Origin of the sequence: Burkholderia cenocepacia (assembly GCF_014211915.1) — a bacterium.
In the GTDB taxonomy this organism is placed as follows: Bacteria; Pseudomonadota; Gammaproteobacteria; order Burkholderiales; family Burkholderiaceae; genus Burkholderia; species Burkholderia orbicola.
Window position 1 is genome coordinate 1,638,034 of record NZ_CP060039.1, and the last position, 13,822, is coordinate 1,651,855.

A 13,822-nucleotide genomic window follows, 5' to 3' on the forward strand; every position below is an offset into this window, starting at 1 on the left:
GCCGGGCAGGAACGGCACAGGGCCGTCAGCGACGGGCCAGCGCGGCGAGTTCCTGCCAGGAGTTGGCATTGTAAAACGCACGCTCGTCGCGAAACTCGACTTCGACCGTCTTGTGGCGTGCGTACCACGCACGCACCTTGCGGTCGCCGGCCGCGAGCCGGGCGGCCAGGTCGTCGGCCAGCGACGTGCGCAGCAGCGCGAACGTCGGCTGCGGCGAGCACACCTGCTGCGCGTCGATGGTGACGGCCATCGCGATGTCCGCCTGCTGCGCGTCGAGCGCTGCCCGCAGCCGTGCGACGAGGTCGACGGGCAGATAGGGCGTATCGCACGGCGAGCACGCGACCAGCGGTGCGCGCGCCGCGCGCATGCCGGCGAGCAGGCCCGCGAGCGGGCCGGGGAAGTCGGGCGTTTCATCCGCGATGATGCGCGCGTCAAACGGGGCACCGAGCTCGGCATAGCGATCGGCATGGCGATTCGCGCTGATCAGCGTCTCGTCGACCTGCGGCGCCAGCCGGCGCAGCACGTGCAGCGCGAGCGGCGTACCGTCGAGCAGCTGCAGGCCCTTGTCGACACCATCCATGCGGGTGGCGCGCCCGCCTGCGAGCAGCAGGCCGGCGATCGACGGGGAGGCGGGGCGGGCATCGTGCGCAGGGGTGGACAGAGCGGCGTGCGTCAGCCGCCGATGTACGACATTTCGACGCGCTTGCCGGCGCCGTCGGGCGCGGCATCGGCCGATGCGCTGCCGCGCAGCTGCGAATAGCGGTCGGTGCGCGCCTGCCAGATGCGGGCGATCGCGGTCGCGATCTCGGCATCGCTCGCGCCGCCGCGCACGAGTGCGCGCAGGTCGTGGCCGGTCGACGCGAACAGGCACAGGTACAGCTTGCCTTCGGTCGACAGCCGCGCGCGCGTGCAGTCGCCGCAGAAGGCCTGCGTGACGCTCGAGATCACGCCGATTTCGCCGCTGCCGTCCGCATAGCCCCAGCGCTGCGCGGTTTCGGACGCCGTGTGCGGCTCGAGCGGCACGAGCGGGAAATGTTCGGCGATACGTGCGACGACGTCCGCCGACGGCAGTACCTCGGTCATGTTCCAGCCGTTCGACGTGCCGACGTCCATGTATTCGATGAAACGCAGGATCACGCCGGTGCCGCGGAAGCGCTCGGCCATCGGCAGGATCTCGCTGTCGTTGGTGCCGCGCTTCACGACCATGTTGACCTTGACCGGCGCGAGGCCCGCGGCCTGTGCGGCGAAGATGCCGTCGAGCACGTCGGCGCTCGCGAACTCGGCATCGTTCATGCGCTTGAACAGCGCGTCGTCGAGCGCATCGAGGCTGACCGTGACGCGCGTGAGCCCGGCGTCCTTCAGCGCGCGCGCCTTGCGTGCGAGCAGCGAGCCGTTGGTCGTCAGTGTCAGGTCGAGCGGGCGGCCGGCGTGCGTCGTCAGGCGCGCGAGGCGCTCGATCAGGAATTCGAGGTTCTTGCGCAGCAACGGTTCACCGCCCGTGATGCGGATCTTCTCGACGCCGTGCGCGACGAAGAGCCGCGCCACGCGCTCGATTTCCTCGTGCGTGAGCAGCGCGCTGTGCGGCAGGAACGGGTAGTCCTTGTCGAACACCGCGCGCGGCATGCAGTACACGCAACGGAAGTTGCAGCGGTCCGTCACCGAAATGCGCAGGTCGCGCAGCGGCCTGGCGAACGTGTCGGCCAGCGTGCCGTCGGGGGCATGCGCGACGCCGGAGACGTCCGGCATCCCGCTGACGTCGGCGAGAGGAATGATGCGTCGGGACATGTTGGAAGAAGTGCGAACCAGACCGCTATTTTAGCCGCAACCGGCCGGCGGGGCCGGTGGGCGGAAACCCGCAGCGCGGACATGAAAAAGCCCGCCGGAGGCGGGCTTTTCCTGGTCGTGCGATGCGCCGTTCAGTGGTGCGTCGTTTCGACCTGCTGCATCGGGGCCGTATCGGCCGGCGGCAGCACCTTGCGTTCGCGCGGCACGCGGGCCGGGCGCGGGAGCCGCGATGCGGCTTCCTGCGCGGCCGCGAACTTGTCGGCGTCCGTGTTCACCCAGACGAGACCGGCCTGCTCCAGCACGACATCCAGGCTCGCCGAAGCGGGCGCGGCTGCCGGTTGTGCGGGGGCGGGAGCCGGCGTCGGTACCGGGGCCGGTGCAGCGACGGCCTCGGCCGGTGCGGCTTCGACCGGTGCCGGTTCGACTGCCACCGGCGCGGTTTCGATCGCCACGGCGGCCGGAGCGGCTTGCTCGACCGGCGCGGCTTGCGGCGCCTCGACAGCGGCCGGCGCGGTTGCCGGCACTTCGAACGCGTCGGTCGGCGACACCGCGACCGGAGCCGGGCCCGCTTCCGCGATCACCGGTGCGACCGGTGCCGGTTCTGCTGCCTGGACGGCGACGGCGGGCTCGACCGGGGCGGCCGGAGCCGCTTCGACGCGTGCCGGTGCCGGCTGCGCTTCGACAGCGGCCGGTGCGGCATGCTGCTCGACGACGGCTTCGACGGCGACCGCGCTGGCCACGGCCGCGACGACTGCCGGTGCGGCCGTGTGGGCCGGTTCGGCTGCGACCGGTGCGGCCGGCGTCACGGCTTGCGCCGCGACTTCACCTTCGACTTCGACGCCTTGCTCGGCCTGGTCGATTGCACCGTCTTCCTCGCGCTCGCGACGACCGCCGCGGCGGCCGCGACGGCGACGGCGACGTTCTTCGCCGTCACGTGCGCCGGCTTCCGCATCGGCTGCCAGTTCCGCGCCGGGCAGGGCTTCTGCAACAGCCTTGTCGGTTTCCGGTTCCGGATGGTTTTCACCGCGGGTGACGGTCTCGAGCGTGGCCGCATGCTGGGTCGGCTTGCGGCGTTCGCCGCGCTCGCGACGCTCGCCGCGTTCCTGGCGCTCGCCCCGGCCGGCTGCGTCGCCGCCTTCCGGCTGTTCGGCACGCTCGCGCGGCTCGCGATTTTCGCGCGGTTCGCGCGGCTCACGGCCTTCACGCGGCTCGCGACCTTCGCGCGGGCCACGGCCCTCGCGACCTTCGCGACCTTCACGGTTCTCGCGGCCTTCGCGGTTTTCGCGGCCCTCGCGACCTTCACGCAGCTCACGGCCCTCGCGCGGCTCACGGCCTTCACGCGGTTCGCGCACTTCCTTGCCTTCGCGTTCCTGGCGTTGCGGCTGGCCACGGCCTGCGGCTGCCTGGTCGCGGCCGCCTTGCCCCTGCTGGGCGCCGCCGCGACGGTTGCGGTTGCGATCGCCGCCGCGTTGCTCGGTCTTTTCGGTGCGTTCGCGAGCCGGACGGGCTGCCTGCTCCTTCGCCGGTGCCGGAGCAACCGGTGCGGGCGCCGGTGCCGGCGACACGCCGAACAGGCCCTTCAGCCAGCCGATGAAACCGCCGCTTGCCGCTGCGACGGGCGCAGGGGCGGGGGCGGCAACGGGCTCGACCGGACGCTGCGGCGCCGCGCTCGGTGCCGGACGCTCGGGCGTGATGCCCTTGACCGCGGCTTCCTGCTTCGGCTTCACTTCGGCGGCACGCTTGCTGTAGCCGGTTTCCGACTCGAGCTCGCGGGCTGCTTCCTCGGCCATCTTCCAGGACGCGCGCGGATCGTCGAGGCGCGCGTCGTCGTGACGCAGGCGCTCGAGCTTGTAGTGCGGCGTATCGAGGTGCTTGTTCGGGATCAGCACGATGCCGACCTTGAAGCGCGACTCGATCTTGTTGATTTCCTGACGCTTTTCGTTCAGCAGGAAGGCGGTCACCTCGACCGGCACCTGGCAGTGGATCGCCGCGGTGTTTTCCTTCATTGCTTCTTCCTGAATGATCCGCAGGACCTGCAGCGCGGACGATTCGGTATCGCGGATGTGGCCGGTGCCGTTGCAGCGCGGGCACGTCACGTGGCTGCCTTCCGACAGCGCCGGACGCAGGCGCTGGCGCGACAGCTCCATCAGGCCGAAGCGGGAGATCTTGCCCATCTGCACGCGCGCACGGTCGTGCTTGAGCGCGTCCTTCAGGCGTTGCTCGACTTCACGCTGGCTCTTCGCCGATTCCATGTCGATGAAATCGATCACGATCAGGCCGCCGAGGTCGCGCAGGCGCAACTGGCGGGCGACTTCGTCCGCCGCTTCGAGGTTCGTGCGGGTGGCCGTTTCCTCGATGTCCGCGCCCTTGGTCGCGCGTGCCGAGTTCACGTCGATCGCGACGAGCGCTTCGGTGTGGTCGATCACGATCGCGCCGCCGGACGGCAGCGGGACCGTACGCGAGTACGCGGTTTCGATCTGGTGCTCGATCTGGAAGCGGGAGAACAGCGGCACGTCGTCGTGATAGCGCTTCACCTTCGCGACGTTGTCCGGCATCACGATGTCCATGAACGCGCGGGCCTGATCGTGGATTTCGTTCGTGTCGATCAGAATTTCGCCGATATCCGGCTGGAAATAGTCCCGGATCGCGCGGATCACGAGGCTCGATTCCAGATAGATCAGCATCGGCTGGCCGGAGTTGCCGCTTTGCGAGGCGGCCTCGATCGCGCGCCACAGTTGCAGCAGGTAGTTCAGGTCCCACTGCAGTTCCTCGGCGCTGCGGCCGATGCCCGCGGTACGGGCGATCATGCTCATGCCGTCCGGAATCTGCAGTTGCGCCATCGTTTCGCGCAGTTCCTGGCGCTCGTCGCCTTCGATCCGGCGCGACACGCCGCCGCCGCGCGGGTTGTTCGGCATCAGCACGAGGTAGCGGCCGGCGAGCGAGATGAAGGTGGTGAGGGCGGCGCCCTTGTTGCCACGCTCTTCCTTCTCGACCTGGACGATCAGCTCCTGGCCTTCGCGCAGGGCATCCTGGATGCGCGCGGAGCGCATGTCGATGCCTTCCTTGAAGTACTGGCGGGCGACTTCCTTGAACGGCAGGAAGCCGTGGCGGTCTTCGCCGTAGTTGACGAAGCACGCTTCGAGCGACGGCTCGATACGGGTGATGACACCTTTGTAGATATTGCCTTTGCGCTGTTCGCGCCCGGCGGTTTCGATGTCGATGTCGATGAGCTTTTGCCCATCGACGATGGCGACGCGCAGCTCCTCCTGCTGCGTCGCATTGAACAGCATGCGTTTCATGAACGACTCCAGGCGGCTCCGCTGCCGGCGCCTCGCGGTTGTCAGGCGCGAGGGCGGGAACGACGGCAGGCCGCACCTTGTTGTGTTGTCACGAGCACGCTGGAGCGGGAATGCTGGCGGGGAGAATTGCCTGAAGAGGCGCTTGGGCCCGAAAGACGGGGCCGGCGGCCATAGGGCACCTGCGAATACGGCTTCAAAGCACGGCGTTCACACACCGCACGCTGCAAAAGCGCGCTAAGCCTGTCCGGGCATTGCCACGGGCGCGCGCAATGCGTCGCGCGCGCCGACGGGCGGCAGATGCTGCGGCTTGGGCCGCAGCGGGGAGTATCGAATCCAGCCCGACTTTCCCGCTTGGGGTGTACTTCCCTGGTTTGACGTCGCCAAGCCCCGCACGCTTCGCGGGCCAAATCGGGCGCAACGCCGTAATTTTCGCAACCGGCAGCCTGCGGACGCACTTCGCGCCGTCGGGCTGCCGATCAAATTCTTTTCAACCAACTTTCCGTTACCGCGGCGCCTTGCCGACCGAATCCGCCTGTGGGCGCGATCCTTGCCGACGGGCGGCGCCGTGCGTGCAACTTGCTGCTTCTCTTTGATTAGGGGTGAGCAGCGGACCCCCGGCGCAAGTAAAATAGCAGTTTGCGCTTGCGCCTTGCCCGATTCAGCCGGGGCCGGCCGAACAGGCCACCCACAACGTCAGGCTGGGCAAAATTATATTCAGTATGAATGAGTTAGGCAAAATATCCCAGAATTCGGTCGCAAGCGGCCAGGTATCGATGATCGAGATCGACGAAAACTCGGCCGGTCAGCGCATCGACAATTTCCTGTTGCGCGTCTGTAAAGGCGTGCCGAAAAGCCATATTTACCGGATCCTGCGCAGCGGCGAAGTGCGAGTCAACAAGGGTCGGATCGACGCGCAGTACCGCCTCGAACTGGGCGACCTCGTCCGCGTGCCGCCGGTGCGCGTGGCGGCGGCCGACCTCGCGCGTGCCGACACGCCGGTCGTGCCGCCCGCGAATTTCGATGTGCTGTACGAGGACGATGCGATGCTCGTCATCGACAAGCCGGCCGGGGTCGCGGTCCATGGCGGCAGCGGCGTCGCGTTCGGCGTGATCGAGCAGATGCGGCAGGCGCGCCCGCGCGCGAAATTCCTCGAACTGGTGCACCGGCTCGACCGCGAGACGTCCGGGATCCTGATGCTCGCGAAGAAGCGCACGGCGCTCGTGGGCCTGCACGAGCAGATCCGCGAGAACCGGATGGACAAGCGCTACTTCGCGTGCGCGCACGGCGAATGGCAGCCCGACTGGGGCCGGCGCCGCGCGGTGAAGGCGCCGCTGTTCAAGTATTCGACCCCGGAAGGGGAGCGCCGGGTGCGCGTGCAGGACGACGGGCTGGCGTCGCATACGGTGTTCAATCTCGTCGATCGGTGGCCCGACTATGTGCTCGTCGAAGCGGAACTCAAAACGGGTCGGACCCATCAGATCCGGGTGCACCTCGCGCATCTCGGCCTGCCGATCGCCGGCGACGCCAAGTACGGCGATTTCGCACTGAACAAGGCGCTGGCGCGCGCGAACGCGCAGCCGTCGCTCAAACGGATGTTCCTGCATGCGCACCGCCTCAAGCTCGCGCATCCGCTGACCGGCGAGGCGCTGCAGTTCGATGCGCCGCTGCCGGCCGAATGCCGGCGCTTCCTCGATCAACTCAGCGCATTGCGCGATACCGCCTGAACCGCATGGCTCGACAGCAATTTGACCTGATCGTCTTCGACTGGGACGGCACGCTGATGGATTCGACTGCGCACATCGCGCACAGCATCCAGGCGGCATGCCGCGATCTCGGCCTGCCCACGCCGTCCGACGAGGCTTCCCGTTACGTGATCGGCCTCGGCCTGCGCGATGCGCTGCAGATCACGGCGCCGACCCTCGATCCGTCCGACTACGCGCGGCTGGCCGAGCGCTACCGCTATCACTATCTGCTCGACGACCAGCGCATCGAGCTGTTCGCCGGTGTGCGCGAGCTGCTCGCCGAGCTGCGCGACACGGGCTACCTGCTCGCCGTCGCGACCGGCAAGGGGCGGGTCGGGCTGAACCGCGTGCTCGACCAGTCGAAGCTGACGAGCTGGTTCGACGCGACGCGCTGCGCGGACGAGACGTTCTCGAAGCCGCATCCGGCGATGCTGCACGAGTTGTCGCGGGAATTGGGGCAGGATCTGGCGCGCACCGTGATGATCGGCGACACCACGCACGACCTGCAGATGGCCGCCAGCGCCGGCGCAGCCGGCGTCGGCGTCGCGTACGGCGCGCATACGGCCGATGCGCTGGCGGCGCTCACGCCGCGCTTCGTCGCGCCGGACGTCGGCGCGCTGGCCGCCTGGCTGCGGGAGCACGCGTGAGCGCGGCGCCGGACGCCGTGCGCGTGTGCGCATCGGCCGCACTGACCGACGGCGGAGCCGGCGTGCGGGTCGACGCGACGCTGCGCGGCGAGCAGGCCGTCGTGTTCTTCGTGCGCTACGACGGCCGCGCTTACGGCTACCTGAACCGCTGCGCGCATGTGCCGATGGAGCTCGACTGGGCCGAAGGGCAGTTCTTCGAGTCGTCGGGCCTTTATCTGATGTGCGCGACGCACGGCGCGATCTACGCGCCGGATACCGGCAAGTGCGTCGGCGGCCCGTGCCGCGGCGGCCGTCTGCGGCCGGTCGAGGTCGACGAGCGCGACACGCCCGACGGCCGTGCGGTATTCTGGGTACCCGATGCCGATCTGCATCCCGCCACTCCCGCCACGACCGACTGACGACATCACTGCATGGCCGACCAACCGAATTCCCCGGATTCCTCCTCCCGTCCCGACAGCCGTGAACCGAGCTGGGAGCGCGCGGCGCTCGAGCGGATCGCGCTCGCGGCCGTCAAGGAGCAGCGTGCCGCACGGCGCTGGAAGATCTTCTTCCGCTTCGCGTTTCTCGGCGTATTCGTGCTGCTCGCGTTCGCGCTGATCGATTTCTCCAGCGATTCGAAGTTCTCGTCGAGCGGGCGGCATACGGCGCTCGTGACGATCGACGGCGAGATCGCGGCCGGCGTCAACGCGAACGCGGACGACATCAACACGGCGCTCGATGCCGCGTTCGACGACGACGGCACGGTCGGCGTGGTGCTGCGGATCAACAGCCCGGGCGGCAGCCCCGTGCAGGCCGGCATGGTCTACGACGAGATCCGGCGGTTGCGCGGCAAGTATCCGGACAAGCCGCTGTACGTCGTCGTGACCGACATGTGTGCGTCGGGCGGCTATTACATCGCGTCCGCGGCCGACAAGATCTTCGTCGACAAGGCGAGCATCGTCGGGTCGATCGGCGTGCTGATGGACGGATTCGGCTTCACCGGGCTGATGGGCAAGCTCGGGGTCGAGCGGCGCCTGCATACGTCGGGCGAAAACAAGGGCTTCTACGATCCGTTCTCGCCGGAAACGCCGAAGATGGACGCGCACGCGCAGGCGCTGCTCGACCAGGTGCATGCGCAGTTCATCAAGGCCGTGAAGGATGGTCGTGGCAAGCGGCTGCACGAGACGCCCGACATGTTCTCGGGCCTGTTCTGGACCGGCGAGAAGAGCGTCGAGCTCGGGCTCGCCGACGGCTACGGCACGACCGACACGGTCGCGCGTGACGTGCTGAAGGCGCCGGATCTGGTCGACTATACGGTGAAGGAAAGCCTGACGAATCGCGTCGCGCGCAAGTTCGGCGCGGCCGTCGGGGGCGCCGCGATGAAGGCGCTGACGGCCGGCGGCGCGCCGGTCAGCCTGCGCTGACGGCTGACGGCTGACGGCTGACGGCCGGCGACCGGCGACCGGCGACCGGCGACCGGCGACCGGCGACCGGCGACCGGCGACCGGCGACCGGCGACCGGCGACCGGCGACAATCGGCGGGCCGCGACGGCCCGCCTTTCAGTTAACTGATCGCCGTTCTCGGCATCAGTTCGCGAGCAGCAGGAAGATCGCGGGGCGCTTGTGCAGATTCGGTGCAGGCGCCTTTTTCCAGTCCGCCACAGTGCGGCTCGCGATCGTCTCGGTCGCGAGGGTCAGATCGGCCGCGACGCAGATTTGCGTCGACGGCGCGCAGGTCGCGACCAGCGTGTCGAGCATTGCGTGATTCCGGTACGGCGTTTCGATGAAGATCTGCGTCTGGCGCGCCTTGCGCGACAGTTGCTCAAGTTCGCGCAGGCGTTTCGCGCGCGCGGCCGCATCGACCGGCAGATAGCCGTTGAACGCGAAGCTCTGGCCGTTCAGGCCCGACGCCATCAGCGCGAGCAGGATCGAACTCGGCCCGACGAGCGGCACGACCTTCACGCCACGCTCGTGCGCGCGGCGTACCAGCAGCGCGCCAGGATCGGCGACGGCCGGGCAGCCGGCCTCCGACACGAGGCCGGCGTCCGCGCCGGCCAGCACGGGCGCGAGCAGCCGGTCGATGGCGCCGGCCGGCGTATTGACGTTCAGCTCGCTGATCTCGATTTCCTGGATCGGGCGCGTCGTGCCGATCTTCTTCAGAAACGCGCGCGTCGTTTTCGCATTCTCGCCGATGTAGTAGCCGAGCGTGCCGGCGCGCGCCTGCACGGCGGCGGGCAGCACGGCGGCGAGCATCGATTCGTCGCCTTCGCCGAGCGTGTTCGGGACGAGATAAAGCGTGCCGGCGGTCATGCGCGGTCTCCACGGGTGGTTGCAAACAGCGGGTAGTCGGTGGTGCGCAGCATCCGCGTGAGGGCGATCAGCGGCAGGCCAACGAGCGCGGTCGGGTCGTCCGAGTCGATTGCATCGAGCAGGGCGATGCCAAGTCCTTCGGACTTCGCGCTGCCGGCCACGTCGTACGGCGTTTCCGCGCGCAGGTACGCGTCGAGTTCGGCCTCGGGCAGCGAGCGGAAGCGCACGTGCGTGACGATGTCTTCGACCTGCGCGTCGTCCGTCCGGCTGTCGTACAGGCAGAGCGCGCTGTGGAATTCGACTTCGCGGCCCTGCATCGACACGAGTTGCGCGAGCGCGCGCTCGTGCGTGCCGGGCTTGCCGATCTGGTGGCCGTCGAAGGTCGCAACCTGGTCCGACCCGATCACAAGCACGCCGTCCGGCGCGTCGATTGTCGCGGCCACGGCGCGCGCCTTCGCGCCGGCGAGGCGCAGTGCGGTCGCGGCCGGCGTTTCGCCGGCCAGCGGGGTTTCGTCGAGATCGGGTGACACGACGTCGAACGGTATGCCGAGGCGCTCGAGGAGCGCCCGGCGGTAACGGGAACTGGAGGCAAGAATCAGCCGCGGCGGGCGGCAAACGGTATCCGGCATGGTCGGTTGGATCGGTGAGTCGTCAGGTGGGGCGCGGCGTTGCGCGGACGCAAGCTTAAGTGATTGACCGCAAAAGGTAAAACAGGTATGCTTTCCCGCTTTTCGTCGGCAGGCATCCGTTGTGGTGGCGCCTGCCGGGTCTTCGGAAGTAAAGTACGTCATCCTCGATGAGCCGTACGCGAGCGGTGCCAAGCCGGATCCCGCAAGTCAGCCTGTAGGCAGGAGCGCACATGAACACTTCTTCTGGCAAACCTGCGGCGGCGCTCGATCCGCACGCGGTCGACCTGTTCGAGTTCGCCCGCAGCGGGCGGCAGGCAGCTGGCGCGGTACACCTCTCGCAACTGCCGCGCATGTTAAACGAAGTGCCGACGGACGCGCCAGATCGCGACACGGTCTTCACGTGGCAGGCGGAAGGGTTCACGCAGAAGGAGTTGCAGGACGACGGCGCCGACGGGCAGCAGCCGTATCTGCGCCTCGCGGTGCATGGCCACGCGTGGCTCACGTGCCAGCGCTGCATGACGCCGTACGACCAGACGTTCGACGTGGACATGACGTACCGCGTCGTCGCGACCGAAGAAGAAGCTGAAGAATTTCCGCTCGACGACGATGAAGCCGATGTGATCGTGGGCTCACGCCAGTTCGATCTCGTCGACTTGATCGAAGAGGAATTGCTGCTTTCGTTGCCGCTCGTGCCCAAGCACGAGGTTTGCCCGGCAGTTCACGAAAGCCTCGTGTCGGGTGCGAGCGGTCCCGCGGAAGAGGAGGACGAAGAGTCCGACGAAGCCGGGGACGAAGGCAAACGGCCGAATCCGTTCGCAGCGCTGCAAGCGTTGAAGAAGGACGGTGACGGCACCAAGAAACACTAAGCAGTTGTGGCGCGGGAAGGCGTAAGGGCTTTGGGCCAGGGTAGTTAAGCGCCGGATCGGGCTGTGTTAGAATCCGGAAAATTATTTAGGAGTTAGTCATGGCAGTCCAGCAAAACAAGAAGTCGCCGTCGAAGCGCGGCATGCATCGTTCGCACGATTTCCTGACGGCAGCGCCGCTGGCAGTCGAGCCGAGCACGGGTGAAGTGCACCTGCGTCACCACGTCAGCCCGAACGGCTACTATCGCGGCAAGAAAGTCGTCAAGACGAAGAACGACTAAGCGTCAAGTCACGCGTTGCGCGCTACGCTCGCCGTTCGCGTGACAACTGGTTCGCTTGACACTTTCCTGGCTCAACAAAAAGGCGGCATTCAACTGCCGCTTTTTTGTGCCTGAAATTCGTCGCATTCCATGACCGTAAAGCTCACAATCGATTGCATGGGAGGCGACCACGGCCCGTCCGTGACCGTTCCCGCGGCAGTCAAGTTCGTCCGCGCGCATCCCGATGCGCACCTGATGCTCGTCGGCATCGAAAGCGCGATTCGCGCTCAGCTGAAGAAGCTGAAAGCCCTCGACGATCCCGCGTTGACCATCGTGCCCGCCACCGAAGTCGTGGCGATGGACGATCCTGTCGAAGTGGCGCTGCGCAAGAAGAAGGATTCTTCGATGCGCGTCGCGCTCAACCACGTCAAGGAAGGCGCGGCGCAGGCCTGCATCTCCGCCGGCAATACCGGCGCGCTGATGGCGGTTTCCCGTTACGTACTCAAGACGCTGCCCGGCATCGAGCGGCCCGCGATCGCGTTCGCGCTGCCGAACCCGACCGGCTACACGATGATGCTGGACCTCGGCGCGAACGTCGACTGCGAGCCGCAGCACCTGCTGCAGTTCGCGGAGATGGGGCACGCGCTCGTGGCCGCGCTCGAAGGCAAGGAGCGCCCGACGATCGGCCTGCTGAACATCGGCGAAGAGGTCATCAAGGGCAACGAGACGATCAAGCGCGCAGGCGAGCTGCTGCGCGCCAGCACGCTCAATTTCCGCGGCAACGTGGAAGGCAACGACATCTACAAGGGCACCGTCGATGTGATCGTGTGCGATGGCTTCGTCGGCAACGTCGCGCTGAAGACGTCGGAAGGGCTCGCGCAGATGCTGTCGGACATCATCCGCGAGGAGTTCGGCCGCTCGCTGATGTCGAAGCTGATGGCGCTGCTCGCGCTGCCCGTGCTGATGCGTTTCAAGAAGCGCGTCGACCACCGCCAGTACAACGGCGCGGCGCTGCTGGGGCTGAAGAGCCTCGTGATCAAGAGCCACGGGTCGGCCGACGCCTACGCGTTTGAGTGGGCGATCAAACGCGGGTATGATGCCGTCAAAAACGGGGTGCTGGAGCGCCTCGCGCGCGCGATGGCGGATAATTCAGTGTCGCTCGGCGACGGCGAACACGACGCGGGCGGCGCGGGCCAGGCAAGCCCGGCCGCAGGCCATCACGCCGAACCTTCCGCTGCGCAATCCTCTAAAGCATAAATGGCCCAATCGACTCTCTACTCCCGCGTGCTCGGCACGGGCAGCTACCTGCCGCCCGACCGCGTCACGAACCAGCAGCTGACCGATCGTCTTGCGAAGGAAGGCATCGAGACGAGCGATGAATGGATCGTGGCGCGCACGGGCATCCATGCGCGCCATTTCGCCGCACCGGACGTCACGACGAGCGATCTCGCGCTCGAGGCGTCGCGTCGTGCGATCGAAGCGGCCGGTGTCGATCCGCAGTCGATCGACCTGATCATCGTCGCGACTTCGACACCCGATTTCGTGTTTCCGAGCACCGCGTGCCTGCTGCAGAACAAGCTCGGCATCAAGAACGGCGGCGCGGCATTCGACGTGCAGGCCGTGTGTTCGGGCTTCGCATACGCGATGGCGACGGCCGACAGCTTCATCCGCAGCGGCCAGCACCGCACCGCGCTGATCGTCGGCGCGGAGACGTTCTCGCGCATTCTCGACTTCAAGGACCGCACGACCTGCGTGCTGTTCGGCGACGGCGCGGGCGCGGTGATCTTGTCCGCGTCGGAAGAGCCGGGCGTGCTCGGCAGCGCGCTGCACGCGGACGGCAGCTACTCGAACATCCTGTGCACGCCGGGCAACGTCAATCGCGGCGTGATCGACGGCAGCGCGTTCCTGCACATGGACGGGCAGGCCGTGTTCAAGCTCGCGGTCAACGTGCTCGAAAAGGTCGCGATCGAGGCGCTCGCGAAGGCGAATCTCGCGCCCGAGCAAATCGACTGGCTGATTCCGCACCAGGCCAACATCCGCATCATGACCAGCACCTGCCGCAAGCTCGGCCTGCCGCAGGAGCGCATGGTCGTGACGGTCGACCAGCACGGCAACACGTCGGCTGCGTCGATCCCGCTGGCGCTCGACGCCGCGGTGCGCGACGGCCGTATCCAGCGTGGCCAGCACGTGCTGATCGAAGGCGTCGGCGGCGGCTTCACCTGGGGCGCGTCGGTCTTCCGCTTCTGATCCGCGGCGCGCATTGCCGCGCGCGGGTCCCATCGGCGCGCCGTTCGTGCGCGCCGTCCGA

At 67.7% G+C, this 13,822-nt stretch carries 13 protein-coding genes; 8 read left to right on the plus strand and 5 right to left on the minus strand.

All coding sequences use genetic code 11. The annotated features are described in order from the left end of the window. Positions 1–25: 25 nt before the first annotated feature. From mobA to SY91_RS07730, 3 genes are all read right to left on the minus strand, one after another. Entirely contained in the window at positions 26–661 is a 636-nt protein-coding gene (gene mobA / locus SY91_RS07720) for a molybdenum cofactor guanylyltransferase MobA (RefSeq protein ID WP_185921144.1), read from the minus strand. A gap of 11 nt (positions 662–672) precedes the next feature. Continuing rightward, positions 673–1,785, minus strand: coding sequence for a GTP 3',8-cyclase MoaA (moaA, locus tag SY91_RS07725; RefSeq protein WP_043887334.1), 1,113 nt, complete (start codon positions 1,783–1,785; stop codon positions 673–675). A gap of 131 nt (positions 1,786–1,916) precedes the next feature. Next, positions 1,917–5,084: an Rne/Rng family ribonuclease gene (locus SY91_RS07730; RefSeq protein ID WP_023475863.1), complete on the minus strand. Its 3,168-nt coding sequence runs from the start codon at positions 5,082–5,084 to the stop codon at positions 1,917–1,919. Between the two features lie 719 nt (positions 5,085–5,803). On the opposite strand from SY91_RS07730, the gene SY91_RS07735 reads away from it, so the two are divergent. The 4 genes from SY91_RS07735 to SY91_RS07750 are packed head-to-tail and all read left to right on the plus strand — an operon-like array spanning position 5,804 to position 8,876. After that, positions 5,804–6,808: an RluA family pseudouridine synthase gene (locus tag SY91_RS07735; RefSeq protein ID WP_011544930.1), complete on the plus strand. Its 1,005-nt coding sequence runs from the start codon at positions 5,804–5,806 to the stop codon at positions 6,806–6,808. A gap of 5 nt (positions 6,809–6,813) precedes the next feature. Then, positions 6,814–7,473 (plus strand): HAD-IA family hydrolase, encoded by a 660-nt coding sequence (locus SY91_RS07740; protein WP_023475864.1) that lies wholly within the window; start codon positions 6,814–6,816, stop codon positions 7,471–7,473. Then, complete coding sequence (locus SY91_RS07745; RefSeq protein WP_011544931.1) at positions 7,470–7,871, plus strand: Rieske (2Fe-2S) protein; 402 nt, start codon at positions 7,470–7,472, stop codon at positions 7,869–7,871. The genes SY91_RS07740 and SY91_RS07745 overlap by 4 nt, the downstream gene beginning before the upstream one ends. Before the next feature lie 12 nt (positions 7,872–7,883). Continuing rightward, positions 7,884–8,876 carry a S49 family peptidase gene (locus SY91_RS07750; RefSeq protein ID WP_023475865.1) on the plus strand — a complete coding sequence of 331 codons (993 nt, stop codon included), beginning with the start codon at positions 7,884–7,886 and terminating at the stop codon, positions 8,874–8,876. Between the two features lie 163 nt (positions 8,877–9,039). On the opposite strand, the gene SY91_RS07755 is transcribed toward SY91_RS07750, so the two are convergent. After that, on the minus strand, positions 9,040–9,762 hold the full coding sequence (locus tag SY91_RS07755; RefSeq protein WP_011544932.1) for an SAM-dependent methyltransferase: 723 nt from the start codon (positions 9,760–9,762) through the stop codon (positions 9,040–9,042). After that, entirely contained in the window at positions 9,759–10,391 is a 633-nt protein-coding gene (locus SY91_RS07760; RefSeq protein WP_124477098.1) for a Maf-like protein, read from the minus strand. Before SY91_RS07760 ends, SY91_RS07755 begins: the two co-directional genes overlap by 4 nt. Before the next feature lie 230 nt (positions 10,392–10,621). On the opposite strand from SY91_RS07760, the gene SY91_RS07765 reads away from it, so the two are divergent. The 4 genes from SY91_RS07765 (at position 10,622) to SY91_RS07780 (ending at position 13,761) form a co-directional block, all read left to right on the plus strand. Further along, positions 10,622–11,257, plus strand: a complete 636-nt coding sequence (locus tag SY91_RS07765) for a YceD family protein (protein WP_027805411.1) — start codon at positions 10,622–10,624, stop codon at positions 11,255–11,257. 98 nt (positions 11,258–11,355) lie between these two features. Next, positions 11,356–11,535, plus strand: coding sequence for a 50S ribosomal protein L32 (gene rpmF, locus SY91_RS07770; RefSeq protein ID WP_006051932.1), 180 nt, complete (start codon positions 11,356–11,358; stop codon positions 11,533–11,535). A gap of 129 nt (positions 11,536–11,664) precedes the next feature. Then, positions 11,665–12,771, plus strand: a complete 1,107-nt coding sequence (gene plsX / locus SY91_RS07775; protein WP_006476507.1) for a phosphate acyltransferase PlsX — start codon at positions 11,665–11,667, stop codon at positions 12,769–12,771. Next, entirely contained in the window at positions 12,772–13,761 is a 990-nt protein-coding gene (locus SY91_RS07780; RefSeq protein ID WP_006476506.1) for a beta-ketoacyl-ACP synthase III, read from the plus strand. Positions 13,762–13,822: the final 61 nt, after the last annotated feature.